This window comes from Paenibacillus sp. TSM33 (assembly GCF_056099025.1).
The window spans coordinates 170114-196823 of the sequence record NZ_JBLZXB010000019.1; the positions used below are offsets into that span (position 1 = coordinate 170114).

Consider the following 26710-nt stretch of genomic DNA (forward strand, 5'->3'; position numbering starts at 1 on the left):
TAGTCGGCTAACATCTAAATTATTAAATAATAGAATAAATAAAATGTACATAATCAGGATATTTATTCGAGTCTAGGTTGAATCCATTTTATGAACATAAGGAGCATATTACCCATGAATCGCACACAAGTCACCAGCCTTATCATCCCTGTCATTTCTATTGCCTGTCTGATCGGCGGAGGGTTCCTGCTTCAGACTAACGGACAAGATCAAGTCACTGCTTCGCGATCCGTTAAAGGCACAACGCTCAATGCTGATAGCATTCATGTATCTTTTGAACAAGTAGGCGGCAAAGTCCTAAACATCCCGGTAACAGAAGAAACGAAAGTGAAAAAAGGAACTGTCCTTATGGCTTTGGATTCCAAAGATGTGGATTTGCAAATTGAGCAGCTGCGGACACAAATTGCGCAGTTCAATACACAGATCAGCCAACAGCAACAATCCATCCAATTAGGGTACACACGAGCAACAACTCAGGAAAAACAAGCACAGCTGGATATCGCGCAAGCTCAAGTCACTGAGAGCAAAAGCCAAGCGGCACTGCTGCGGGCACAGGCAGTTGAGCGTCAAGCCACTGCTGCGGAACAACAGGTCAATAATGGTGCTCGGGATGAAGATGTTCAGCAGCAACGAATTGCCGTAGCTTCTGCCACCAAAAGCGTTCAGACGGCTCAGACCAACTACAAACGTAATAAAGCACTTTATGATGCAGGAAGTGCATCCAAAGCAGTGTTGGATGATGCTGAATCCTCATTGACTTTAGCGACAAATCAGTTGAGCCAGCAAAAGGAGTCTCTTCAAAAGCTGCTCCATGGCGCTACTCCTGAAGAACGTATGCAGGCCAGTGAACAGACCACACAAGCAGCGGTTGCGGTAAAACAAGCCGAGGAGGAAATCCGTGGTGCCCAATTGTCCGTCGATCGTTCCAGAACCCAACTAGAAACCATTCAGCAAAGTCGTCAACAGTTGGCAGATCAGAAGTTGGCTATCGACCTTTTAAAGCAACAAAAAGACACACAGGAAGTTCAGCTTAAAACATTGTTGCTCAAAAAAGAGCGGCTGGTATTAAAGGCACCACAGGATGGCAAGGTTACTTCGATTAGTACAAAAGTCGGGGAAAATGTCGCGCAAGGAGCGCCTGTGATTACCCTGGAAACCAACGATTTATATTACGATCTGTATGTCAATGAGGAACAAGCGGGTAAATTCAAGGCCAATCAAGAAGTTAAAACCCGAGTGTCTGCTCTCAACAAGGACTTGAAAGGTACCGTACGTTATGTGACCGCTGCGCCGCAATTCGCTAATGTAAGGATGTCCCGTGAAAAAGGTGAGGCAGATACCGCCACATTCCAAGTACGTGTATATGTAACAAGAGAAGCCGCTTTGCTACCAGGCATGACAGTTGAGGTAAATACGAATGAAATCTCTTCGTGATGAATGGACGTATCTGGTTCACTCCAAGTATCCGATCATAGCTATCATCTTCCCGCTGATTGCAGTGCTGGGGTACTCCCTGCTGCTCCCAAGCAGCCAAATTAACGATGCTAACGTGGTAGTGGTGGATCAGGACAACACAGCCTACAGTCGTGAATTGATCCAGAAGATAGATGCTTCTCCATATATGAACGTAGCAGAGATTGTTTCGTTTACGGACAACCCTGAGCAGTATTTCTATCACGAAAAATATTTAGCCGTTATTTCCCTGCCGCACGGTTTAGAGGACAATCACCATCGTTCCCTTTCCAGCCGCGTGGGTCTCATTCTTGATAACACCAACGTTCAATCTATCACTTCCATTCGTACAGCTATGCAGGAAATTAGCGTTTCTGAGAATATGGAACTGTCTGTTCCAGCTATGTTGAAAACGGGGATGAACGCCGAACAGGCTCAGGGAGCTCTCAATGGTATCGCCTTGGAGGTGCGTTCCCTGTTTAACCCAACCAATGATTATCAGAATACGACGATACTTGCATTCACTTGTATGTTCTCTTTTATGATACTCAATATCAATAGCTTACCTATCGTCGCCAGACTAAGGGTTTCCAAGAGACTGGCTGCCGAACTGCAAAATCCGTTTAACATCCTGCTGCGTATTCTTCCTTATACGCTGTTTTCGACGGCTGGCTTAATCTTCTCTCTCGGGATGCTTAAAGTGTTTGGGGGAGGTCGTTTCGAGGCCAATCCGATCCTCTTCATGATTCCGGTTGTCCTGTATGTATTCGGTACCGTATGCTTCAATGTTCTGGTTGCATGGGGCGCTGCACATCCGGGAATTGCCATTGGCAGAATGGTGATGGTGCTCATGCCTGCTTTTGTACTATCAGGGGCCGTTCTTTCCAGATCACTGTTTCCACCTTTAGCGATTCAAATCGGTGATTTCTTTCCCTTCGTATGGATGTACAAATTCCTGCGCACCATGGGACTGCGCGGTGCATCTTTTCAGGAGATGCTTCCGGAACTCGGATCTTTGTTATTATATGTCGGTGTACTCTCCATGCTGGTGATCGCCAGAGCCCTGTGGGAAAAACAGAAGCTGACCAAGCAGACTGCGGGCACTGCTTCTGAAAAGGGATCGCCACATCCCGTTATTCCAGCAAGCTCAACTGGCGGCGGGTTATCTATGCAAGGGGCACCATCAGCACCTATGCACGAGCCTATAAAAGGATAGAGTCTCGTCTATAAAATAAAAAAGGGTTAAGTGCCGACTAACGAGCCTTAACCCTTTTTCAATAATCAGGATTTTGCAAATCCCTCAACAATATGAAATTCTCATTGTTATCAGAATAAAATTCACTTATATGCCAGACCTAATTGATAAGCGTGCTCCAGTAAACCTACAATGTATTCTTTCGATTCGGACAAAGTATCATAGAAGAACTCCACCTTGGACTCTCTTACTCTTGCGTAACCAGCAATGGCTTTATTCAAATAATTAGTAACCAAATCGTGATATTCATACTTGATCAGATGTTCTCTATTCCCTCCCGCCAAGCACATCCACAGAACCTGCTTTGTCGTGAACTCCTGAAGTAAACCTATGTTCCACACTTTATCCAGGTATCCTTTTAGCATGGACGGGACACTATACCACCATAGTGGAAACACAAAGACCAGAGCATCCGCAGCCACTATTCTATCCATCTCTTTCCGTGTTTCAGGGGCATATTGTTTATGGGTCGTATTCCAATCCAGCTCATCTGCAGCGCTGTACACCGGATTGTATCCATCCCGATCCAAGTCCAAAATATCTACCTCGTGCTTATTCTCTTTCAATCCCTCTACAAAACGATTCATGACCGCAAGGGTAAGTGAATCTTCTCTAGGATGCGTGACGACCAATAGAACTTTCATGTATCCGTAACCTTCTTTCTCCTCATAATTAGTGAACCCTGTCTACAGATGCTATTATGGATGTTATACATTAGAGTGTGAAGTACGCACTTCAATGTACTGTAGGTACTTTAAGGTTCCTTAGTGCCTTTTGACCTACAGATCGGAGAGGGGAAAGTCTATGAAAGACAAAGCCAAAACCTATATGCTCGGAATCGAGGCAACTTTGGAGGTCATCAGTGGAAAGTGGAAAGGTATTATCCTACACCATTTAACCAGCGGCAGAAAACGTACATACGAACTTCGTCAACTCATTCCGAAAATCACCCAAAAAGTGCTCACCCAACAGCTTAGAGAGCTTGAAAAGGATGGAATCATCCACCGCATCATTTATAACCAGGTTCCACCCAAAGTGGAGTACGAGCTTAGTGAATATGGCTGGGATTTTAAAGATTTGCTTGATCGTTTTTGCTTATGGGGAGAAGATCATTTGGATAGGATCTATGGAGATAAAACAAAGGTGCTGGAAGAGTATTCTGTGAAGGAAAAAAACGCCAAACAAGCACCACCTCTTTAAGGAGGCGTGCTTGTTTGAAATACTATAGCTGTGTACCTTGTTTATTCACCAGTCTCCGCAAATTTGCGAATACGAGCTCCTACTTCATCCCGCACGCGCTGGAATACACTCCATTTCTCCTCTTCTGTTCCTTGTGCTTTAGCCGGATCATCAAATCCCCAATGTTCACGGCGCACGTGCGGAGGTGTGATAGGGCATTTATCGGCAGCATCTCCGCATAAGGTCACAACTAAATCCGCGCTATTCAGCAAAACAGAATCAATAATATCTGAAGTTTGACCGGAAATATCCACCCCAACTTCATTCATTGCCTGCACCGCTTTAGGGTTAAGGCCGTGTGCTTCAATGCCCGCACTGTATACATTCCAACGGTCTCCCAAGTATTGCTTAGCCCAGCCTTCTGCCATTTGACTGCGGCAAGAGTTACCAGTACACAAAAAATAAATTGTCTTCTTTTCCATCATTAACGTCTCCTTCGATGTTCAATTACGAAATGATTAACCACAGATATAAGCCCAGCAGGGTAATAAAAAGTGTAGGAATAGTTAAGACGATGCCTGTTTTAAAATAAGTACCCCAAGAAATTTTCACGTTTTTGGATCGAAGTACATGCAACCACAATAATGTGGCTAACGAACCGATTGGGGTTATCTTCGGTCCGAGATCCGACCCTATAACGTTAGCATAAATAAGTGCCTCTTTGACTATACCAGTTGTATGGGTGGCATCAATGGCAAGCGCATTAATCATGACCGTAGGCAAGTTATTCATACCCGACGAGATAATCGCCGCAATAAATCCCATGACCATGGTGGCCACAAACATACCTTGATCAGCAGCCGCTTGAATCACATGGGACAGCAGATCCGTCAAACCGGCATTACGCACACCATACACCACAACATACATTCCGATAGAGAAAAACACGATGGCCCATGGAGCGCCCTTGATGACTTCTTTCATGGGTACCACAGGGCTTCTTCTAGCCATCAGCAAGAAAAAGATGGCAATGATACCGGCCACCACCGAGACGGGAATGTCTAAAAATTCGCTTGCAAAGTAGCCAACCAACAATATTGTGAGAACAACCCAGGACATACGGAACATCTTTGGATCTTTTATTGCATTTGCAGGCGTGATTAACTGTGTCGTATCAAACGTTTTAGGAATTCTTTTACGAAAAAAGAAATACAGTACCACGATACTAGCCAATAAGGAAAACAGATTAGGTACAATCATACGACTCGCATATTCCATAAAGCTGATTCCAAAAAAGTCGGCTGACACAATATTAACGAGGTTGCTGACTACAAGCGGAAGCGACGTCGTATCTGCAATAAATCCGCTCGCAATGATAAAAGGAAATACCATTTTCTCATCCAATTTCAGTGCCCGAACCATCGCCAGTACAATTGGTGTCAAAATTAAGGCCGCGCCGTCATTGGCAAAAAAGGCAGCAACTACGGCACCCAGCAGGCTCACATAGACAAACATCCGGGTTCCACTTCCACGGGCTATCCGTGCCATATGAAGTGCTGCCCATTCGAAGAAACCAATTTTATCAAGAACTAATGAAATCAGAATAATGGCAACAAAAGCTAGTGTTGCATTCCAGACAATCTGAGTCACTTCCCAAACATCATGCAAATCGACGACACCTACCAATAGAGCAAGTACAGCTCCTCCGCAGGCGGACCAGCCAATAGACAGATTTTTAGGCTGCCAGATCACTAGCACTAAAGTGGCTAAGAATATAATGCATGCCAACAAAATCAATGTTCTAAACCTCCATTACATTACCTTATAAACATATACTTATATTAAAAACACCGTTATTCCACAAGGAGAAATGGAACAGGCTTTAGGATGAACAAGCTGAGGAATCCGGTCCACAAGATGCGATCGGTTCCTCTTTATTCAGCCATTTTAAAATCTGCTTGGAGCCTGGCATACTCTCAAGAACAGCATGAATATGTGGCTTATCCTCTACGTTTAAGGAATAGTATACCCACTGACTTCGTCGTTCTTCTTTTACAATTCCTTGCGACTTTAATTTTCTAAGATGTTGGCTGATTGCTGGCTGCGACATATCAAAAATATCTACAAATTCGCAAACACACCATTCTCTTTCTCTTAGCAGGGAAAGCATGGCTAATCGGGTTTTATCCCCCAATAGCTTTAAATGATCGGCTATACAACCTAGTTGATCCAATGTATGACCTCCTTCCAATTAAATATAACAATATGCTTATATACTAATATAGCTTAACTTTAATATCAAGAACGAAGATACTTATTCATTTCACCAATTGCATAATCCAGTCTTTTATGTCCACGATTCGCAGTGTTTTGGGCCGTGTATTCGTCCCGGAAATTATTAACGGGACAAGGGAATCTTTTTCATGCAGCGATCCATGTGCTCCCCCACCGATGTGGGTAGGAGAACTTTCGCTGACGAGTTCATGTCCCGGTTGGACCGTGACAACAACGTATCTTCCTTCATGGGAATTCATTGCTCCATACAGCCTCGCCAAAACATCTGGATATTTTCCATATTTGATCCGGTTATTATTTACCGTAATATCCACAAGGTCCTCTTCGCCCGATAATGTCCACGATTGTCCATATTCATCCATGTATTTTCCACCGGGACGATAAGAAAACAGGCTACCATTTCTCCCCTTTGTAACCTGTATATTATTTTTACCATCTTTCATAGCGATAATGTCGAGCTTGCTCTCCTTTTTTAAAGACTTCACCACATCGGATAGCTCTACGTTATCGTTTATTGCATAGATATAAGCCATTCGTTCATTAGCGGCAATCACGATTTGGTCATCGTTTCTTACGGGTTGAGTTAATTTCGCAATCCGGTAAGGACTCAAAAGAGGCCTTATATCAATAGTGGCTACCTGTCGATCATCATACACAGCGCTTTGCGCACTGTCACCCATGACAATCCATATCGCATTGTTTACAGCCTTTTCCCACGATCCATAGGCGTTCAACACAGTTTGCAGCGCTTGATCCGCTTTTTCAATTCCGTTCAGTTGGGTAGGGCCTTTTCTATGCACTGCATTATCATTCTCAGGAAAATATGTGATGGTTACGTCTGGGAGTTTTTTCTGGCTTATTAGAAAAGCGGTATCTTTTGCGGAAAACTCATTATTCATACCGAACTTTTTCCACAAAGGAGTATTCCAGCTATTTTTCGGATTCAATTGTGCCAGAGCTGCATAGGATAACCATTTAGGACCTGTGACTGTCATTTGTTCCGGCACCCTGTTGCTATTCGCTAGGAAATCAGGCACTTTTAAGGCATGTTTCGTTTTTCCTCTAAAAACAATAGCATTGATGGATGCAGATTCTTTCCCTTTGTCAGCTAATTCTTCATGTATTGTTTTCGTTCTTTTGTTCAAATGAACTTGGTTTAATTGGTAAATTGCGTCCAGAAATACTTGCAGTTGGTCTATCTTCAAGGCTTCTTTGGCACCATTGCCGTAGAGAATCATGCGTTTCTTTTGATCACTGTACCAAACGAGTCCGGGCACATGATGTTGGTCTGCATACGTTCCCGTTAATAATGTGCTGTCGATGGTCACAGACATCGTGGGAAACGAGCTAACTACATGCGGGAAATATTGCCCTTGATGAAGGAGAAATCGCATGGCGGGTGCACGCCCCTCTAGAATCGCTTCTTGCAAAGGCTTATCCATTAAAGAATCAATCAATATAACAATGACAGGCTTTTTCCCCAATTGATTTACTGTCATATGTGGCTTCACACTTTTTTGTTTTAGCTGTTGACTGGAGTCTGCTCTACATCCCAAGATCAGCAACAATAAACTTAGCACTAGTACAATGATAACTTTATTTTTCATGCCCATGTGTGTCCCCTTTTTTAGAAAAACAGTACCTTTCATCCTCTTATTTTTTTCTTGCACTAAAAAAATTATTCCTACATTGGATCATCGGGGAAAAAGGGATCTCAAGCAATGAAAATTACAACTCCATGAATTTTTTGGATCTAATAGGCCAAATTTAAGATCAAAACCATTCAGGGAGGGAACATAACCCATGACTACTATAAACATACACGAATACTCCATGTACTATATAGATTCCGGAGAAGGAATGCCCATCCTATTCATTCACCCTCCGGTACTCACAAGCTCAAATTTCACACACCAAATCCAAGGGCTATCGCCCTATTTTCGTACTATAGCTTTTGATATCAGAGGACACGGTAAAAGTCAGCCTTCCGAACAAACAGTTACTTACCCTCTCATCGCCCAGGATATTAAGCATTTGATGGATCAATTGAGCTTGGATAAAGTATTTTTGTGTGGATATTCTACCGGAGGTTCAATAGTACTTGAATTTCTCCTGTCTTATCCAGATCGGGCATGGGGGGGCATTGTTGTCAGCGGAATGTCGGAGGTAAACGAATGGCGACTAAGAAACAAAATTTCTTTGGGTATTGCTCTTTCCAAAATCGGCGCAGTCGGTACGATTGCGCTTTCTAATGCTTGGTCACAAACGAAACAGTTATCTTTGTTCCGCAAGTTATTCAACGATGCGAAGCAGGGAAATCCCAGGAATGTCGAACAATATTACCGCTATAGCTTGAAGTACAACTGTACCTCACGGCTGGGAGAAATCCATCTTCCTGTCCTGCTCGTTTATGGTGAAGAGGATAAACACTTTCATCCTTATGCCAAAATATTAAATCAGCAAATACCGAAGAGTGAGCTTGTTTTCATTAAAAAAGCCGATCATCGCCTTCCTACGAAGGCCGCTGGAACATTGAATGAACTGATCAAGCAGTTCATAGATCGCTTCAGCCTTTAAGGCACATCCTATAGGAAAATTCGCATACACATCTACATCCCACTCCTGATCTTATATCTTTGTCTGTATATGGCCTTGCATATGAGTTGCTCATCAAAGTAAAAAAAATTATATAATATTTTATACAATGTAAATATACAAATTATGCTAAAGTCATATATAGTTTAGGTTGGATAGGTATGTAAGTTCTGCTTCTAAATCTAAAGGGGTGTAAAAATGAAATGCTAAAGCGTATTCAAAATCTTTTCTTTATCCCTAACTACCCACTATTTATGATCTGTATGTTATTGCAAGGTATGGCTATTTCCATAAGCGCACCTTTTTTAGCTGTATATTTTACAAGTACACTTGGCGTTTCTGTGGGAACCTTTGGTGTGTTTACAGCGGTGACTTTGATTTGTGGTATATGGATAAGCTCCCTTATTGCCAAACGCTCCGATACCGGATTGGATCGCAAACAAATTTTGGTGATTTGTACGTTATTTAATGCCATAGCCTTTGCAGGATATCTTGTAATCCAAAATTTTTATGTACTTTTTATTTATATGACGGTCTTTACGGCGATTGGTGCCCCTGGGATGCCGCAGTTATTTGCCAGTGCACGTGAAGCGGTAGATCGCAGTAAATCTGCGGATCATGCCTTTGCGAATTCAACGCTTCGTTCTATGTTTTCTCTTGGCTTTATTACCGGGCCGCTCTTGGGTTCCTTCTTGATTGCACATACGGGCTTTAAAGGTATTTTTATCGGTACGACCTCTATTTTTGTACTTATTGCTGCTCTGCTATTCTTTTTTATCAAGCAGCGTCCTGTTCAGGCTAAAAATAAGGATCAACTTTCACTTCACCACATTACATTACATAAAAACATTAAAATTCTGATCCCTTTTATAGTTCTTACTCTGCTGTATACGTCTCACTGGATGAATAGTTTGAATATTTCCTTGTTCATCATTCACAATTTAAAAGGTGACACCAATGACGTTGCCCTGGTATCCAGTATTTGCGCAATCTTAGAAATCCCCCTAATGCTCATGCTGGGTGTACTAGCAGCCAAATACTCCAACCGTTTGCTTATATTTTTAGGGGCTCTAACAGGCGTTGTCTATTATCTCCTCGTCCTTATGTCTACGGAGATGTGGCAACTATTTGTGGGACAGCTTCTCCTAGCCTTCTTTGTTGCAGTGATATCAGCCATTGGTATTAGCTATATGCAGGATTTGTTGCCATCTCTACCCGGATACGCCTCGACACTGTATTCCAATGCGACAACGATCGGAAGATTGGCGGGGAGCTTGATGGGCGGATTGTTTGCTCAATGGATGGGTTATCGAAACTCCTATTGGATATGCTTATTCCTGATTCTCTGTTGCCTTGGTCTGCTGGCGATATCAAAAAAATTAGAGTTTGACCAATCGGCTGCTCTACAAGAAAGAAATCACAGCCTATAGAGCACCATCAATAAAAGAAACAGCACGTAATCTGGACGAGAACCTAAAGTCCGATTACGTGCTGCTTTATTATGCTACCCTGCCATGCGTAGCCCGAATTGGTTATAATCAGGAGCTGACGCACACGCACCCTATTTTTTTATAGTAGAGAAACGACTCATAATTGCATCGGCCGCATACGTATAGCCGCCAGCCTGACGGAGTGATTCGCCAATTACATGCGCCTGTTGTTTATAGATAGCTTGATTCAAAACCTCTACCAAAGCAGCTTTTTAAGATAGCAGGGGTAAGCTCATTTTTATTCACAGCAATCCCTGCTCCCAGCTCTTGGACCCGATTGGCCACAAGCGGCTGATCCGATGTCATGGGAACCAGAACCATCGGCACGTTGTAATACAAGGCTTCGCTTGCACTGTTCATTCCCCCATGTGTGATAAATGCATCTACACGCTGGAGCATTTCCAGCTGCGGAATATAGGACTTGATCATAAAATTGTCCGGGATACTATCCGCCAATATCTCCATCTCCGCAAATTGGCCTGATGAAAGTACAAATTGCACAGGCAAATCACGAAATGCTTCAAAGCAAAGCTTGTAAAATTCCAAATCTCTATTAAGAATGGTTCCCAATGATATATAAACAACCTGCGGATACAAAGCACGAAGCTGGTCGAACGGAAAAGACGGTGCATCTTTACGAGGTACAATAGATGGACCTGCAAAAATATAACTGTCATCCAGCTTTTCAGCTTGCGGTTGAAAATAACGGCTTGTATACACGACCTTTAGGCTGTGGGAATGTGAATCGAGCTCATCAATAGCGGGGACGGCAACCTGAAACTCATCAGCTAATTGATGTACTACTTTCATGGTGTCATCATAAAGCGCTCTCACTTTTAGGTCATGATCATCTCCGCCTTGATCAGAACCCAGAGGCTCTACGAAAGCAAACGAACAGACCGTACATACCGCAGGTATTCCCAGCCTCTCTGCTATAATTTTGCCTCCCCAACCCATCAGATAGTCATAAATCAAATAATCATACACCTTATTTTCAATTGCTTTCATAACCTTTGGAATAATCGGTTCAATCAAACCTTTAACGATCATATTCACGAATTGATAATGATGTTTATATTCAGCCGGCTTTAATACAGGATTGTGAATAAATGCATCCACACTAAATGGATAGGTGATCAGGTTTGCTCCCGTTTGTTGAATTCTCGTACCATATTCCTCTGAACACACATAATCTACTTCCTCCCCCCTATCAGCCAACTGCTTAATTAATCCTAATGACGGGTTAACATGGCCTTCAGCAGGCGTGATCACAACCAACACACGTGCCATCCTACACCTCCGACAACATAATGTATCTAAGAAAAAATGTTAGTTTTGTCCATGATGATTTACACACTTCTCTCATTCAATATATAAAATATTTACCATAAAAACAAATGGTTTCAATTTTAGATTATGTATGCATCACATCCAAAATTGCTCACAAACACGCACATAAGCGGTGGAAACGCTTAAGCGCATCCCCCGCTTATCTATTGAACATACAATTATAGACGCCAATTCCAATGATCTGTCCCGCTCAGTACAGCTTCAACAGTGTACTGGTTTGCTTCGTCAGCCGTAAGCTGTTTGGCCCAAGGTACACGCCCACTACTTTCTGCACCTGGTCCAAAGTTGTCGTACTCTCCAAATCTTGCAGTCTGCTCATTGGATTCCTTACCCCAATTGTTCCAACCACCTGGCTTGATATGGTCATCCATATAGGTTTTCAAAAAAGTAACATGTGCGTAAGGACGCCATGGTCGCCCAAGATCCACCTTGCCTGTCAAGCCAGCTTCAGTTGTCAGACGACACTGAATAAATACAAAACCTGGCTGGTTCTCTTCCGTTGAAGCGGCTGTCACGTATCCGGCACGCAGGCTGTGTATGATCGAGTTATCAAACACGGCAGGGGCATTGCCAAATATAAAATCTACACTGCCACTGATGTAGCTGTCCTTAAAATATTGTCTGCCACGGTTCACAAGCAATGTATCCTGTAGGCCGGTAATTTTAACATTGTGATACTTTCCACGATCACCTTCTGCATATAACGCTACAGCCTGCACCTGCCCGGTCCCTTCTGTGTTGGCGACCGTTACATTTTCCAACACAAAGTCAGGACTTTGCACACGCATGGTATAGCTATTGCTCGTTCCTAATTCTTTTCCGTCCACTACGGTCTTGGCCGTATCATCAAAAGCAATAATCGTTTTGTCCCGATCTTCTCCGATAATACTCAGATTTTTTTTGGAGGAATTCACCTTTATTTTTTCACGGTACGTACCGTTTTTGAGATGGATAACAGTCCTTGTGTTGCTGTTGTCAGGGACTGCATCAATAGCTGCCTGAAGAGAGGTGTAGTCAGCAGGGCCATAGGTCGATACAACCACACTAGTAGGAGAAGTTCCTCCTGAGTCTGTTAGCTTGCGGACCGTGACATTGCTGAATTCCGATGTATTATAATTCCATACATCGTTTTGTTGTTTGGATGCATCGGTAGCTAATCCGAACAATAGCGGTTGATGATCTGGCAAATCTATAACGGTTTCACCAACCTTCTCCCAGTTCGTCACACCATCTGCGGATACCCATCCGGTAAGCTTTTGCCCTTGTCGCACCAGACGAACCGAATATGGCGTTGGAATAAACGTCTCCATTGACGCGCGCTTGGTTTTACCATCTGTTTGATCACGACTGATAAGAATCCCCTGCTTACCATATTTAACAAATGCTAAAGACATAAAGGCCATTTTTGATCCAGGCTTCAGTGATTCACGAATCATTACACCTGCCTCGGCATTATCATCCACAGGGGTAATCTTCTCCACACGAGCTGTAATTTCACCGTCTCCCTCCCATTTCTGATAAGCATAATGGAAAAGATCAGCTTTTCCGTCAATATCCCCCGCCGATTTCAGTCGGATACTGCTGCCGTTTGCATCTTCTTTTAATACCTGAGTATGCCCTTTGATATAGCCATCGTTACCATCAGAGCCAACCTCTTCGCTGAGCCAGTTCCCCGTTGGTGCAGTCGTGTTGACATGGATGGTAACAGGATTGGAAAATGTAGCAGTCCCCTTGCGGTCTGTCACCCGTGCAATAATGTAATGGGTGCCGTCCGTCACATGATTCCAACTGATTTGATAAGGCGCACTCTCTACTTTTCCAGCAAGTTTACCGTCAATGACAAATTCAACGTGAGCAATGCCATCTTGATCCTTGGCCGTTGCAGTTATGGTCGCACCACGTCCGGCTTCCAAAATATCGTTATGCTTCAGTGAACGTCCACCTTCATCCGATACCTCAACGAAGGCCTCCGGATTATCCACCTCACTGCCATTGGACAGCTTCTCAATGAGATCATTTAAATAAACCTCTAAATTCGTATAGCCCTTGGCAAAATGAGCATACTCGCCTGTACCGGCAAGCTCCTGACCGTTGCGGTCGTCAGCATTATTGGGGTCCAGCCCATGAGCGCGTTCCCATTCATCCGGTATACCATCATGATCACTGTCAGTAAGCTCCGTGGTGGTTACGCTATAATCATCGTAAATCCAGCCTGCTTCACGCGGGGAGTTGATAAACGCACCCATTCCATTCTTCACATCATTCATAATTCGAGCGTCCACCGCATCTCTTCTTGGCAGCGTGGCTCCTGAGCCGGCGAGCACCTCAGTATATGCGGTCTGCGCATCTGTCGCCTGATATGGTCCATACGCATCTGGTGAAATCCCGTTGTCGTATTCCCCTCTGACTTCAATCGGCTCTGCCAAACGAGTGGAAGGGTCAATAATCGATCCAATGGATGTTCCAAGCTGCCAGTTGTCTTGAGTAACCGATTCGTTGCCGTACATGTAGTTGCCACCAATATAAATGCGTGTTTTATATTTTTTACTCCCCACGTCTACAAAGATTTGACTCCGCACGTCCTTATATGTGTTGGGGCCATACTTATAATAGTTATTCAGCACATTATACGATCCTTCACCACCACCGTATGAAGAGAAAAATCCCCAGTTATAAATGACATTATTGGTCATTTCCACAGCGTCGATTTGTTTTTTATCGGTTGGGAACCGCGGATTGCGGCTTGCATTGTGAGCCAGCAAGTTATGATGATAGGTGGAATTGCGACCACCCCATATGCCGCCATAGCCGTGGCGGCCTTTCTGGTGCGTAGTCATTAGCATACTTTCGGATACAATAGACCATTGTACTGTCGTATTTACGTTATCGTACAGACTTAGCACCTCGTCCACCGACCAGCTAAAAGAACAGTGATCAATCATAATGTTTTTATGGTACCTGGCTCCTAACGCGTCATCCTCACTGGGGTAACGGTCGGTTAATCGAAAACGCAGGTAACGAAGAATGACGTTATCTGCATCAATCCCTGTCGTGTAATCGCTTACAGTTATGCCGTCGCCAGGAGCTGTCTGACCTGCAACCGTCAGGTTGTTGCCCAAGATTTTAAGTGGCTCCTTCAGATGAATGGTTCCACCCACCCGGAATACGACCGTCCGATTATCGGAGCTGACCGCTGCACGAAGAGATCCGGGGATCATCTGCTCCCCTTTTCCATAGTCTGCCAGCGTAGTAACTTCGTATACTTCACCTCCGCGTCCACCGGTAACATATTTACCGCCACCTTCAGCTCCCGGAAATGCCGGAATATTCGTCGCTATATTTTCTACTTTCTCCACTTTCCCCATCTCTGTCCCTACCGCAGTCTCTGCCTGGATCAATGGCGGGCACAAGGTCAACAACATTGAACCCACGACCACATTACATAGCACCTTTCTCCATGTACGCTGCTTGCTCATATTCTGTTTCCTCCCTAAGATTTTCTTTCACATCAGCGCATACTTTTATAAAAGAATGATCCGAGACGTTCAGAAGTGTGTTCACCTCCTTTCATCAATCTTTTCTGCTTTTACCGTGGGCAGGTGTCATATATACTATGGATATATGAATGCGCTTACTTATCTTAATTGGCAAAGGAAGAAGCACATGAATGAAATGAAGGAAGACAAATATGTCATCGGAGAACAACAATTCTCCATTCATCACATCTACCGTACCGGCTTCACAGTTATGCCGAGACCTCATGTTCATGACAATTATGAACTGTATTTTTTGCTGCAGGGCGAACGCATCTATTTTATGAACGGCAAGGTATACACCGCTCGCAAGGGCGATCTGATATTCATCCTCCCTCATGATTTACACTCCACCGCCTGTACGCAATTGGAGGAAACCGAACGCATTTTGATTCATTTTTCTCCGACGTTTCTCCCACAGCAAGATCGTGACATTCTGGATCTGCCGCCGTATCAGCAATCCGCACTGCTTCGCTTACCAGCTAGAGAGCAAGTTGAAGTGGAACGGCTGTTCCTGCAAATGAATACCGAATGCAGGAACAAACAGCCTCTGCATGACCGTTGTGTACAGCATTTGCTGCTGGAAATGCTTATCCTGGTGCACCGATCGGAAGCGGCCGAGCGTAGTGAACTTGTTTCCTCTCATCCCATGCATCAGAAAATCACAGAAATTTCGTCTTTTATTCAGGATCATTTCAATGAAACGTTAACTCTCGAACAAGTGGCCGCCTGTTTTTTTATTAGTCCGGCTTACCTAAGCCGCATCTTTCTAAAATTGACTGGCTTTCATTTCAGTGAGTACATCCGCGTCGTGAGGGTCAGGGCGGCTCAGACCAGACTGCGGACTACCAAAGACAAAATCCAGCACATTGCGGAGGATGTCGGCTTCGGTCATGCCTCTCATTTTAATAAAATCTTTAAAAAAATAACCGGACTCTCTCCTCTTCAATACCGTAAACAGGTTCGATAGGTATTCAGTGTAAATAATTAGGCGTTAATTTTATACATCCACTCTTGTCTTGTTTTTCCATTTTTATATCTGCTTGCTCTTTCATGGAACTGAAGACAAGCCACTTGGATGAGGTCATTTACATGACAAAAAAGCCATACTTCGCTGCTGTACAACGAAGTATGGCCTATTACATCATCCATTTTACCTCTTCAAATGCTACTCATCGTTTATCCGTGACCTCTATTGTAATGCTTTGATATCCTGAAGCAGCATTTCAATATTTTCTTTCTTTGTGGCCCAACTGGTGCAGAATCGAACAGCACTATGTGTGTCATCAACCTTTTCCCAAAAGGAGTAAGTATATTTTTCGCTCAATGCCTGTAATATACGATCTGCAATAATCGGAAACTGCTGATTGGTTGTGGAATGATATTGGAAAGAAAATCCTTGCTCAGATAATCCTTTTTGCAGCAGCATGGCCATATCTATAGCGTGTTTGGAAATTTCAAAGTATAGACCGTCTTCAAACAGCGTTTCAAACTGAATGCCCAACATTCTCCCCTTAGCCAGCAGCCCTCCTTTTTGCTTGATCATGTATCTGAAATCTTTTTTCAAAGCATTATTTAGGATAACTACGGCTTCTCCCATCATTGCTCCAATTTTTGTGCCGCCAATATAAAACACATCGCACAGCTTTGCTATATCTGCCAAAGATGCATCGCTATCCTCTGCAACCAAACCATAGCCTAAGCGGGCTCCATCTATAAACAGTGGTAAACCACATTCACGACACACTTCACTTAACACTTCCAGCTCGGATCGGCTATAAATCGTTCCATTCTCGGTAGGTTGAGAAATATAAACCATCCCGGGCTGTACACAATGCTCAGGAGCAGCATCCCTCCAGTGAGCGTCGTACAGTTCCTTTACCTGTTCACCGCGGATTTTCCCATCCTCGCTTGGCAATGTCAGTACTTTATGTCCAGTAGCCTCAATTGCTCCGGTCTCATGCACAGCAATATGCCCAGAAATTGCCGCAATGACGCCTTGATGCGGACGCAAAATCGAAGAGATGACCGTTGTATTGGTCTGTGTACCTCCAACCAAAAAGTGTACATCCGCATTTTCGGAGTCACATGCTTTTTTAATATAAGCTCTGGCTTTTTCACAATGATCATCCACACCATAGCCTGGGGTTTGTTCCTCATTCGTCTCCAATAGTCGCTTTAATATACGCTCATGAGCACCTTCAGTATAGTCGCATTCAAATCGTATCATTCTGTATCCTCTCCGAAATATCCAATTTCTTCTGAATTAACAACATAGATGCATGTAATTCTGTAATCTCTTCTTCTGAAAGACCTTGAACTAATCTCAGAATTTGCTCATCCGATCTTTCATTCAATTGGTTGTAGAACATTTTTCCTTTGGGCGTCAGACGAATTAGATTTGTTCTATTATCCACCGTTGAATTTTCCTTAACAAGAAAGCCCTCTTTGCAAAATTTAGCAATGATCCTGCTCATATAGCTGCGGTCAATTTTAAGAGATTCGACCAGAGTATTCGCAATACAGGGCTCTATTAACCCGATCTCTATAATGACCCGTGCCTCGGTAAAGGAATATCCGCTATCCAGCACATGTCTATCTAAAACACCGAGTAAATTCGTATAGAACCGATTAAAACGCCTCATATCCGCTATGATATTAGCATCTATATTGACCATAACTCCCCCTATTTAGTGGACTTTTGCAACAATTATAGTAATGACATTTGTTGACTATGTCAACAAATAAAAAGATCGTACATAAAGACATTCGCCTCATGTACGATCCGTATTCTAAAGGGAAGATTGAAGTATATTCTTTTCTGTATTTACCTACAACGTCAATGAGCTATCGGTATTTATAGACTTTTCCTGCTTCTGTTTCCGCTTCAGCTTCAGATGAGCTACGACCATATACAGAGTTGGAACAACAAACAAGGTTAAAATGGTCGAAAAGATCAGTCCAAAGATAATGGTCGCTGCCAACGGTTTGAAGAGGATTTCCCCTATGGTGGCAATAGGGATCATACCAACAAGCGCAGTTAGCGAAGTAAGCAAGATCGGACGGAAACGGGCAGAACATGCCATAAGAATTGCGTCTGTCAGTTCGGCTCCTTCACGCCGCGCATCTTCAATAAACTCTATCAACACAATACCGTTGCGCACGACGATACCGGCCAGGGAAATGATCCCCATAATACTCATGAATCCGATGGGCATGCCTGAAATAAAGCTTCCAAGAATTCCGCCTGCCGCTGCCAGATACACAGTGGTCATAATAATGAGCGGTGTGGAGACGGAGTAAAACTGCATCGTGATCAAGAGCAGAATGAGAAAAACAACAATAATAGCTAACTTGCCCAAATCTGTAAAAATGTCAGATTGCGCGGATGTTTCTCCGCCCATCTCCCAGGTATAGCCTGGTTCAAACTGTGTATGGGTTAGTTTACTACGGATGTCATTAGTGAGTTCTGTAGCTGTACGCCCATTTGCATTGGCTGAGATCGTTACTGTCCGCTCCAAATCATAGCGGTGGATTTGCTGAATGGAAAAGTCCGGTTTCATCGTGACTAACTGGGATAAGGGAATTTGCTCTTTGGCTGCATTGGTTACACTTAATTGCTGGAACAATACTTCAGGATCATCGTTTGGTTTATTCATGTATATGTTTATATCCAGCAATTCTTTCCCTGTATCAAAATCCGTTACATTGACCCCGTCACCCATTAACAGCAGCGTACGCGTCAAATTGGAATAGGTAACCCGATATTTATCCAAGGCTTGTTGATTGACTTGGAAATTCAGATTATAGCTTTGCATCCCCATGTTATCGGTCACATCTACAGCTCCGGGGGTCGCCGCAACCATTTCTTTGACTTTAGCTGTCATGCTTTGCAGTTTATCAATGTCTTCTCCCTTCATACGGATAGACACCGCACTGCCGACCGGGATACCTAATTGAGGAACCCGAATGCTGATCAATGCAGATGGATATTTGGCTTGCAGCGTATGAGTCCAGCTATCCACTGTTTTCTGGAGATCGAATAGCCCCTCTTTTCCAACGACAGCAAGTTGACCGTTAACCGCTCCCCCGGAGCCGTGACCGCCTGCAACATCGCTATACATTTGAGGCGCTCCTCCACCTGCCGTTGCCGACAGTCGCTCTGTTTCTGGTTGTTTTTTGACCCACATCCCAATCTCGTTAATAACCCGATTGGTTGCCTGCAACGACGTTCCTTCTGGCATCGTTACGCTGATGGTGGCATCTGCTTGATCGGATTCTGGGAATAGTTGAATGGGAACAACCGCAAGTAGTCCATAAGCGGCTGTACCAATCATAAGACCAACCAGCGCTGTTAAAAGTGGACGCCGTAGTATTCTTGGCATCCAGTTTTTAGAGTACACATTGGATAGAGACTGGATTTGATGCCCCAGAAGCCCAGGTGGCTTAACGGTTTGGTTCCTCTCTTTTCCTTTACGACGTTGGTCATACCATTGGCGGAAAATAGGAATAATCGTTAGTGACATAATCATGGAAGCCAGCATGGTTAACGAAATAACGGTAGGGATCGGTTTAATAAAGTCTCCGATATTACCCGGCAGGAATAACAGCGGGGCAAATGCTGCAACCGTAGCTAGTGTAGCTGTAATGATCGATAAGGATACCTCTTTGGTTCCTTTAATGGCCGCCTCCGTAGCATTTTCCCCAAATTCAGAGCGTCGGCGTTCAATGTTGTCATTGACCACGACTGCATCATCAACCAATATCCCTAGCACGATGATGAGTCCGATGACTGATATTTGATTCAGCGTAGTTCCTGTCATGGGCAAGAAAATAAAGCCGATGGCGATGGAAACAGGAATGGCCAACGCTACAAATGCAGAAGTTAGCAAATTCAAACCTAAAGTACATATCACAATGACCGATATAATAGCAATAATCATCTCTTTGGTCAGATTTCCAAATATTTCACTCACTCGATCATTTTGTGCAAAAAGCAGTTCAAAATGTACATTCTTCGGCAAACTGCTCGCAAGTTCATTAATTTTGGCTGTTGTTGCCTTGGAAACTGTAGGCACGTCTGTGCCTATATCTCCACTCACACTGATCGAAATAGCAGGCTTGGTATTCACATACGTATAACTAGCTGCTTTTTTAAAAACAAGCGAGGCAGTACCTATATCCTTCAAAGATATCGGAAATCCATCGTCATTGCTTGAAATCTGGACATTATTTAAAATAGATGGATCCGTTGAGGCATTTACTGTCAGCTGATAAGTACGCTCATTAAAATCCATACTTCCTGTAGGTACTCTATCATTCTCATCCTTGATTGCTTGGACGACCTGTTCCCAGGAGATGTTATATTGTTGCATCTTTTGCGTGTCCAAACTGACTCGGACCTCTTGCTCGGGTATTCCTTGAATATTGACCTGCGAAATACCAGGGACTGTTTTTAATTGATCTTTCCATTTGTTCATTAATTCATTTAAGGAATATAAATCCTCAACCTTATCAGAAGTAATCGCATATGAACCAATGAAAGAGCTAGTCATGCTATCATTGATCATAGGCTGCATCGCATCGTCTGGAAGCTCAGATTGTGCATCCTGCACCTTTGTACGAAGATCAGCCCATACTTTTGTCGGGTCCGCATCATTCAAAGCTTCAATGATGATACTGGATTGGCCTTTCGATGAAGTAGAGGAAATCGTTTTGACACCTTGTACAGCTTTAATTTTCTGTTCCATGATCTTAGTAATAGTCTGCTCGATTCTTTCAGGTGAGGCACCCGGATAGATCGTTGTAACACTGGCGGTCATGGGAATTACATCAGGCTGCTCCTGTTTTGGTAATGATGTAAAATTGAAGAGCCCTAGCAGTATGCACATTCCAAAGAAAATAAGCGTAATTTTCTGCTTTTTAACAATATATTTAATCATTCGGACGACTCCTCCGATTTCCCAAGCACATCATTCCCAATTAAATCGCCATTAAATAAGGTTCCTGCTCCTTGTGTAACGATTTGATCGCCTGCCTGTAGTCCGGAGAGAACTTCGAATTGATTATTCGTCACTTTTCCCACTTTAATCGTGGTTTTAACAGCCTTACCATTCACAGCTTTAAATATATAAGGATCACTTCCATTGCTAATCACGGCTTCCACAGGCACTAACAGTGCTTCCGCTTGATTCACACTTTTAGATGCGCTGATGACTTGACCAGGTTTCCAATTCAGTTCAGGATTAGGAATGCTAACTTCCACATTAATACTGCCCGTTTTGGTATTCGTGGATGGATAGATCTGAGTAACAGTCCCTGTTCTAATTTCATCATAGAGAGAAATATTTACTTTTTGGTTTTTCTTCCATGATAAGATTTCGCTATCCGGTACGGGAAGAAGTACTTTTAAGGTCTTGATATTCCCGACAATGAATGCCTCACTTCCACTGGAGCCCAGTTGACCATCGGCTACCTTTTTTTCAATGACCACGCCAGTGATCGGGGAGGTTAAAGTAGCCTTTTTAAGTGACAAGGATGACTGTTCATAAGCAGCCAATGCATCCTCGTAGGTAGCCTGCGCTTGAGCTTTACTGGCTAACCCTTGCTGTTTCGTAGCCATAGCGGACTCTAGCCCTGCTCTGGCCTGCTCTACGCCAGCCAAAGCCTGGGAACGTTGTTCCTGAGAGGCTCCCGCAAGCAAGAGAGACAACTGCTCTTGTGCGTCACTCAAACTTTTTTGTGCATTCGTTAATTCGAGCTGTGCATTCTCATTTTCCGACAATGATGCTGCGCCTGCCTGGAACAGACTTTGAGTCCGTGTAGCATCCGCCTTTTTCTTATTGTAAGCATTGGTTGCCGCAGTAACCGCATTTTGTGACTGGGCAATTTCCTGCTTTTTGGCGCCATTGTTCAATTCCTGCAATTTCGATTGGGCCGCATCGACCTGGGATTGTGAACTATGAATACCTGCCTGTGCCGATTGAACAGTAGCCTCCGCTTGGCTAAGACCGGCCTTTGCCTTCTCCATGGTTGCCTTGGCCCGATCCAGCTGCAACTGGTAGGCAGATGTATCTAACTTCGCAAGGACGCTCCCTTTTTCTACGGAGTCCCCTACCTCCACCATAGTGTTCAATATACGTCCATCCGCTTCAAAGGAAACACTAGCTTCATTACTTGCCTGCAATGTTCCCGCCAAATTAAAATCATTGGCCAAAGGTTTCATTACAAGCTTCTCTACTTTTACCGGGTGACTGGCTTGTGTTACAGAGTTCTCCGTTGCACTGGAGCAACCGGAAGCTACTATAGCTAATGCAATCCCTGTAATCATGCTCCTGATTCCTTTTCTCTTCAACTTCATGTCATCCTCCCTGATTCTCTCTTCTAAAGGTGCTATCAGCAACCCGTGGGTCAAGTAAACTTTTTCATTTCTTGTTTCATGTTATAACAATGAACACACAAAAAAATCGTACAAAGGGGCAAGCACCTTATGTACGACTGGGCAATGAAATAATATATATTTAGTTAACATCTCTAAAGCTGTAAAATACCACGCTCCAACGAAACGGCAACGGCTTCGGATCTGGAATCAACACCAAGCTTGTTATAAATATTCGTTAAATGCGCTTTGACGGTACGCTCGGAAATTCCCATATCAAATGCAATTTCTTTGCTTTTAAAACCGTGTGCAACCGACTTTAATATGTGCCTTTCCTTATCAGTAAGAACTAAGCTGCTTTCGTGCGGCTCTGGCTTGGCTTCTTTCTTATTCGTTGCAGCGAACACCCTAGCTGTTATTTCTGGCTGAAGCAACGTTTCGCCTCTTAGTGCTGACTCAATCGTGCGAAATAAGTTTTCCCGACCGGTATCTTTTAATAAATATCCCTTTGCCCCTAAAGAAAGTCCTTTAATCATGAGATCATCTTCGTTATAAGTAGTCAGGATAATGACTGGCGTTTCATTTTGTTTTTCTCTGAGGGCTTTCATAGTTTCCAAACCACTCATTTGTGGCATATATAAATCCAACAATATGACATCCGGTTGGAGTTCTTCGATCAGTTTAAGAGCTGTTGTACCTTCTCCGGCTTCACCAATAACTTCATAACTGTCATTCGTCTCCAACACCAGCTTTAACCCTTCTCTAACGACCCAATGATCGTCGACGATTAAAATCTTGTATTTCATGATAGGTCTCCTTTAGTAAGAGGCGCCTCTATTTTTATAGCTGTACCTTCTTGAACTATACTGTTGATATTTATGTTCCCACCCAGCATCCGTACACGTTCATGCATACCTATAATTCCGTAATGGCCTGTCTGCTTGGCAATGATATCCTTATCGAATCCTTTGCCATCATCGCGAATCTCGATTTCAATCTTGCCTTCGTTATCTAAAATATGAATCCATACGGTATTCGCATGTGAATGCTTCGCTACATTGGTTAAACATTCGCTTATTATAAACAGTCCATGTTCGAACAACAGTCTGGGGACGGAAGATTTAATTTTGATGTTGCGTATTACTCGAATACTCGTAGCCATAGTAAATCGCTGTATTTCTTCCTCCACGGCCTCTGCAAAATCAACTTCCGAGATGGTTTTCGAACGCAGATTGTCTATAGCTCGTCTCGAATCAGACAACGTCCTTCGCACTTGTGACATCGATTGTTGGACGATCTCCTGAGCCCTTTGCGTACTTCCTTTGGTCAGATGAGCATCAATGGCTTCAAGCTGCATGATTAGCCCAGCAAGCCCTTGAGCCAGTGTATCATGCAGATCACGAGCCATACGTTGTCGTTCATTGGCAATTGTAAGTTCTTCCACCTTTTGATGTGCGGCTTCAAGCTCTTTCAGAACATTTTGCGTGCGGATTCGTGCTTTGACTTGTTTGAGAAAAAGAACCGCATAAGCTACTATAACAACGACAATTAGAAAAAATAGCGGGATGAACAACACAAATTGCCTGCCCTCACTGTGAGAGACCACAGCCACACAAAAAAGCACATAGGAGATCAAAAATACAAGAATAACCTTGAGCGGCTTATAATAAATACCTATACTCTGACCCACCAAAACTGGCATTAGCCCAACCAGTACTATGGAGAAACTGTCAGGTAGAAGAAATGCACTTGCAAAGATCAAGCCCCCTTGTACAACAAAATAAGCCCATGAAAAATATTTTGCAACTCTATGAGCATGCAAGTACAAGAGGATGTGCAATATGATGATTACAGTAAACAAGGAACTTTGCAGCAGATATAAACCACCGAACAAATGTTGAAGAATGACAGACTCACTATAAATTATAAAAATCCATATAATAGTTAATATTTTCGAAATATCCTTGTTCTCAACTTCACCTTCACTTATTTCCGGATCTAGATTTTGAACCTGTACATTGAATTCATCGTTCATAATTCCCTCCTACAATTCTGAATTCATGCTTTTCAACTTATTAGAGACAATGCCGCTATGAGCAGCGGGTCCATTTCGTTTGAACAGAAATCATGTATAACTTATTTTACAAAAAAACGAAAAGAAAAAAACGTACACACGGGCAGCTTCACTTGTACGTTTGGGCATTGAATACTTTGAATGCTATTGTTCGATACGATCCAATTATACGTCATATAAAAAGCACGCAACAGGTTATCCTGTGCGCGCTTGTCCACTCCCTATTCTTCTTCCAACTCATCTGGTACATCATATTTATTGATATGCGAGGTCATTGCTGCAACAGCTTCGCTGGCATCTGTTGTGGCCGGTACTTCTCTGACCACATCGTCCGTCTGATCACGAAAATTCAAACGATCTGCCTCGATTTCTTTCTGTTGATTCGGTTTCACTTTTCATGTCGCTCCTTTCTATTCAAGGGTTTGATCTCGTTCTGTTAACGCGTACAAAGGCACTTCCCGTTCTTCTTCCGGATTGTTCAGCGCATAGATCCGTGCCGTCTCACGTTGTTCGTTCACATGCTGAATATAGATGGGTAACCCATCGCACAACACATTTGCCATGATGGAAGAGGACGCTATTTCTTGTGCTCTTTGAACATTCATTTAGAAAAAACCTCCCTCGCTAAATAGGTTCGTCTTTACTATGCACGAGGTAAATATTTGTTATACACATTTCATGCCAACATGTCCTTGTCTTATTCTTTTGAATTATGTTGACTGTTTTAAAACGTAATCATGAAAGGATATCATTTGAAAAAATAAATATTATTGTTATTATGGATTAAGAGATTCAGTTAAAACTGCATCTTAAATGAAAGAGAAGGAAAGGAGTAAGGATGGATGTTAAATGTATTAATGGTTAATTTTCCGGCAGAAGGACATGTAAACCCCACGCTTGGGATCACGCAAGCCTTTGCAGCACGAGGGGACCAGGTTCATTACATTACAACTGAGAAATACAAGAATAGACTCGAAGCAGTTGGAGCGAAGGTTCACCTGCATCCTGATCTGGTCAGGACTGCTTCCATTGATACCAACACTCCGGCAGGACTGAACGCATTTATGAATATTCATATCCAGACTTCAATGGACATCTTAGCCATCACCCAGGAGCTGTCCGAGCGTATTCAATTTGACTTGGTGTTCTATGATCGATTCGGAGCTGGTGAATTAGTAAGAGATTATTTGAATATTCCAGGCATTTCTTCATCCCCATCTTTTCTCATTTCAAATCATCTCATGGCTGCCAATCTCTTCCGCTCCGACGCTAAAGTACCGTTTCAGCCTGATGAACAAGTCACGTCTTCACTGCATCTCATGAAAGAAAGGTTCGGTGTTGCTCCCAAAGATCTGGTTCAATTTATGAACAATTCAGGAGCTTTGAATGTCGTATATACGAGCAGATATTTTCAACCGAATGGTGAACAATTTGGGGACGAGCATCTTTTTATTGGCCCCAGCTTCCCGGAGCGCAAAAGAGAAAATTCATTCCCGCTAGACAGACTTCAAGGTAACAAGGTTTTGTATATTTCGATGGGAACTGTGCTGGATCAGACTGAGAACTTTTTTAACACCTGTATTGAGGCTTTTTCCGATTTTGAAGGCATCGTCGTGATTGCGGCTGGCGAGAAAGCTGACTTTACCAAAATTAATCCAGCCCCCGAGCACTTTATCATCTCACCCTATGTACCTCAATTGGAGGTATTACGTCATACAGATGTATTTATTACTCATGGTGGAATGAACAGTGTGAATGAAGGAATTCACTTTAATGTCCCATTGGTGGTGCTGCCTCAGGACAAAGATCAGCCCATGGTCGCGCAGCGGTTAACGGAACTTCAGGCTGGCTATCGAATAACTAAAGATCAAATCAATGCACAATCGTTAAGAGATGCCGTACATGAGGTCGTGTCAAACGCAGCCTATAAAGAGGGCGTACAAAAAATTAATGAAAGCTTCCAGCAATCCGGCGGTACAGAAGAAGCCCTCACCAAAATTGATGCTTATCTTGATGCTTATCTGCAAAATAAGCACGCCTAAAATCCCATGAGCAAAATGGCCACAAAAAACAGGAGCCTGACTATCAACGGTCAGGCTCCTGTTTGTC

At 43.2% G+C, this 26710-nt stretch carries 21 protein-coding genes and 1 pseudogene; 7 read left to right on the forward strand and 15 right to left on the reverse strand.

Annotated features, from left to right (window positions below; genetic code table 11):
• The first annotated feature begins 114 nt into the window (after nt 1–114).
• On the forward strand, nt 115–1434 hold the full coding sequence (locus ACN6NF_RS21585; protein WP_474319522.1) for an HlyD family secretion protein: 1320 nt from the start codon (nt 115–117) through the stop codon (nt 1432–1434).
• On the forward strand, nt 1418–2668 hold the full coding sequence (locus tag ACN6NF_RS21590; RefSeq protein WP_474319523.1) for an ABC transporter permease: 1251 nt from the start codon (nt 1418–1420) through the stop codon (nt 2666–2668). Before ACN6NF_RS21585 ends, ACN6NF_RS21590 begins: the two co-directional genes overlap by 17 nt.
• Nucleotides 2669–2790: 122 nt before the next feature.
• Here ACN6NF_RS21590 and ACN6NF_RS21595 read toward each other — a convergent pair whose 3' ends face one another.
• Nucleotides 2791–3351: an NAD(P)H oxidoreductase gene (locus ACN6NF_RS21595; protein ID WP_474319524.1), complete on the reverse strand. Its 561-nt coding sequence runs from the start codon at nt 3349–3351 to the stop codon at nt 2791–2793.
• Between the two features lie 160 nt (nt 3352–3511).
• Between ACN6NF_RS21595 and ACN6NF_RS21600 the strand changes: the two genes are divergently transcribed.
• Nucleotides 3512–3907 carry a winged helix-turn-helix transcriptional regulator gene (locus tag ACN6NF_RS21600; RefSeq protein WP_413987054.1) on the forward strand — a complete coding sequence of 132 codons (396 nt, stop codon included), beginning with the start codon at nt 3512–3514 and terminating at the stop codon, nt 3905–3907.
• A gap of 41 nt (nt 3908–3948) precedes the next feature.
• Here ACN6NF_RS21600 and arsC read toward each other — a convergent pair whose 3' ends face one another.
• The 4 genes from arsC to ACN6NF_RS21620 form a co-directional block, all read right to left on the reverse strand.
• On the reverse strand, nt 3949–4368 hold the full coding sequence (gene arsC / locus ACN6NF_RS21605; RefSeq protein ID WP_474319525.1) for an arsenate reductase (thioredoxin): 420 nt from the start codon (nt 4366–4368) through the stop codon (nt 3949–3951).
• A gap of 25 nt (nt 4369–4393) precedes the next feature.
• The gene (locus ACN6NF_RS21610; protein WP_474319526.1) at nt 4394–5683 is read right to left on the reverse strand and encodes an arsenic transporter; all 1290 of its coding nucleotides are present in this window, start codon (nt 5681–5683) and stop codon (nt 4394–4396) included.
• 85 nt (nt 5684–5768) lie between these two features.
• Entirely contained in the window at nt 5769–6119 is a 351-nt protein-coding gene (locus tag ACN6NF_RS21615) for an ArsR/SmtB family transcription factor (RefSeq protein WP_474319527.1), read from the reverse strand.
• An 85-nt stretch (nt 6120–6204) separates the two neighbouring features.
• Complete coding sequence (locus ACN6NF_RS21620) at nt 6205–7794, reverse strand: alkaline phosphatase family protein (protein WP_474319528.1); 1590 nt, start codon at nt 7792–7794, stop codon at nt 6205–6207.
• 190 nt (nt 7795–7984) lie between these two features.
• On the opposite strand from ACN6NF_RS21620, the gene ACN6NF_RS21625 reads away from it, so the two are divergent.
• Together ACN6NF_RS21625 and ACN6NF_RS21630 are read left to right on the forward strand one after the other, a co-directional pair.
• Nucleotides 7985–8758, forward strand: a complete 774-nt coding sequence (locus ACN6NF_RS21625) for an alpha/beta fold hydrolase (RefSeq protein WP_474319529.1) — start codon at nt 7985–7987, stop codon at nt 8756–8758.
• A 221-nt stretch (nt 8759–8979) separates the two neighbouring features.
• On the forward strand, nt 8980–10206 hold the full coding sequence (locus ACN6NF_RS21630) for a sugar efflux transporter (RefSeq protein WP_474319530.1): 1227 nt from the start codon (nt 8980–8982) through the stop codon (nt 10204–10206).
• A 131-nt stretch (nt 10207–10337) separates the two neighbouring features.
• On the opposite strand, the pseudogene ACN6NF_RS21635 reads toward ACN6NF_RS21630, so the two are convergent.
• Together ACN6NF_RS21635 and ACN6NF_RS21640 are read right to left on the reverse strand one after the other, a co-directional pair.
• Nucleotides 10338–11556, reverse strand: a pseudogene (locus tag ACN6NF_RS21635) (macrolide family glycosyltransferase).
• 218 nt (nt 11557–11774) lie between these two features.
• Nucleotides 11775–15092: a pectinesterase family protein gene (locus ACN6NF_RS21640; protein WP_474319531.1), complete on the reverse strand. Its 3318-nt coding sequence runs from the start codon at nt 15090–15092 to the stop codon at nt 11775–11777.
• Between the two features lie 187 nt (nt 15093–15279).
• Between ACN6NF_RS21640 and ACN6NF_RS21645 the strand changes: the two genes are divergently transcribed.
• The gene (locus tag ACN6NF_RS21645) at nt 15280–16119 is read left to right on the forward strand and encodes a helix-turn-helix transcriptional regulator (protein WP_474319532.1); all 840 of its coding nucleotides are present in this window, start codon (nt 15280–15282) and stop codon (nt 16117–16119) included.
• A 222-nt stretch (nt 16120–16341) separates the two neighbouring features.
• Here ACN6NF_RS21645 and ACN6NF_RS21650 read toward each other — a convergent pair whose 3' ends face one another.
• The 8 genes from ACN6NF_RS21650 to ACN6NF_RS21685 all read right to left on the reverse strand — a co-directional run bounded on the left by ACN6NF_RS21650 (nt 16342) and on the right by ACN6NF_RS21685 (nt 25206).
• Nucleotides 16342–17379: a threonine aldolase family protein gene (locus ACN6NF_RS21650; RefSeq protein WP_474319533.1), complete on the reverse strand. Its 1038-nt coding sequence runs from the start codon at nt 17377–17379 to the stop codon at nt 16342–16344.
• Nucleotides 17366–17827 (reverse strand): MarR family winged helix-turn-helix transcriptional regulator, encoded by a 462-nt coding sequence (locus ACN6NF_RS21655; RefSeq protein WP_264217604.1) that lies wholly within the window; start codon nt 17825–17827, stop codon nt 17366–17368. The genes ACN6NF_RS21650 and ACN6NF_RS21655 overlap by 14 nt, the downstream gene beginning before the upstream one ends.
• Nucleotides 17828–17980: 153 nt before the next feature.
• Entirely contained in the window at nt 17981–21091 is a 3111-nt protein-coding gene (locus ACN6NF_RS21660; RefSeq protein ID WP_474319534.1) for an efflux RND transporter permease subunit, read from the reverse strand.
• Nucleotides 21088–22509, reverse strand: coding sequence for an efflux RND transporter periplasmic adaptor subunit (locus tag ACN6NF_RS21665; RefSeq protein WP_474319535.1), 1422 nt, complete (start codon nt 22507–22509; stop codon nt 21088–21090). The genes ACN6NF_RS21660 and ACN6NF_RS21665 overlap by 4 nt, the downstream gene beginning before the upstream one ends.
• 173 nt (nt 22510–22682) lie before the next feature.
• Nucleotides 22683–23333: a response regulator gene (locus ACN6NF_RS21670; RefSeq protein ID WP_474319536.1), complete on the reverse strand. Its 651-nt coding sequence runs from the start codon at nt 23331–23333 to the stop codon at nt 22683–22685.
• Nucleotides 23330–24562: a sensor histidine kinase gene (locus tag ACN6NF_RS21675; protein ID WP_474319537.1), complete on the reverse strand. Its 1233-nt coding sequence runs from the start codon at nt 24560–24562 to the stop codon at nt 23330–23332. Before ACN6NF_RS21675 ends, ACN6NF_RS21670 begins: the two co-directional genes overlap by 4 nt.
• Nucleotides 24563–24822: 260 nt before the next feature.
• Nucleotides 24823–24993 carry a hypothetical protein gene (locus ACN6NF_RS21680; protein WP_013373210.1) on the reverse strand — a complete coding sequence of 57 codons (171 nt, stop codon included), beginning with the start codon at nt 24991–24993 and terminating at the stop codon, nt 24823–24825.
• Nucleotides 24994–25011: 18 nt separating this feature from the next.
• Nucleotides 25012–25206 (reverse strand): H-type small acid-soluble spore protein, encoded by a 195-nt coding sequence (locus ACN6NF_RS21685; RefSeq protein WP_016820419.1) that lies wholly within the window; start codon nt 25204–25206, stop codon nt 25012–25014.
• Nucleotides 25207–25443: 237 nt separating this feature from the next.
• Between ACN6NF_RS21685 and ACN6NF_RS21690 the strand changes: the two genes are divergently transcribed.
• Nucleotides 25444–26643 (forward strand): macrolide family glycosyltransferase, encoded by a 1200-nt coding sequence (locus ACN6NF_RS21690; protein WP_474319538.1) that lies wholly within the window; start codon nt 25444–25446, stop codon nt 26641–26643.
• The last annotated feature ends 67 nt before the right edge of the window (nt 26644–26710 follow it).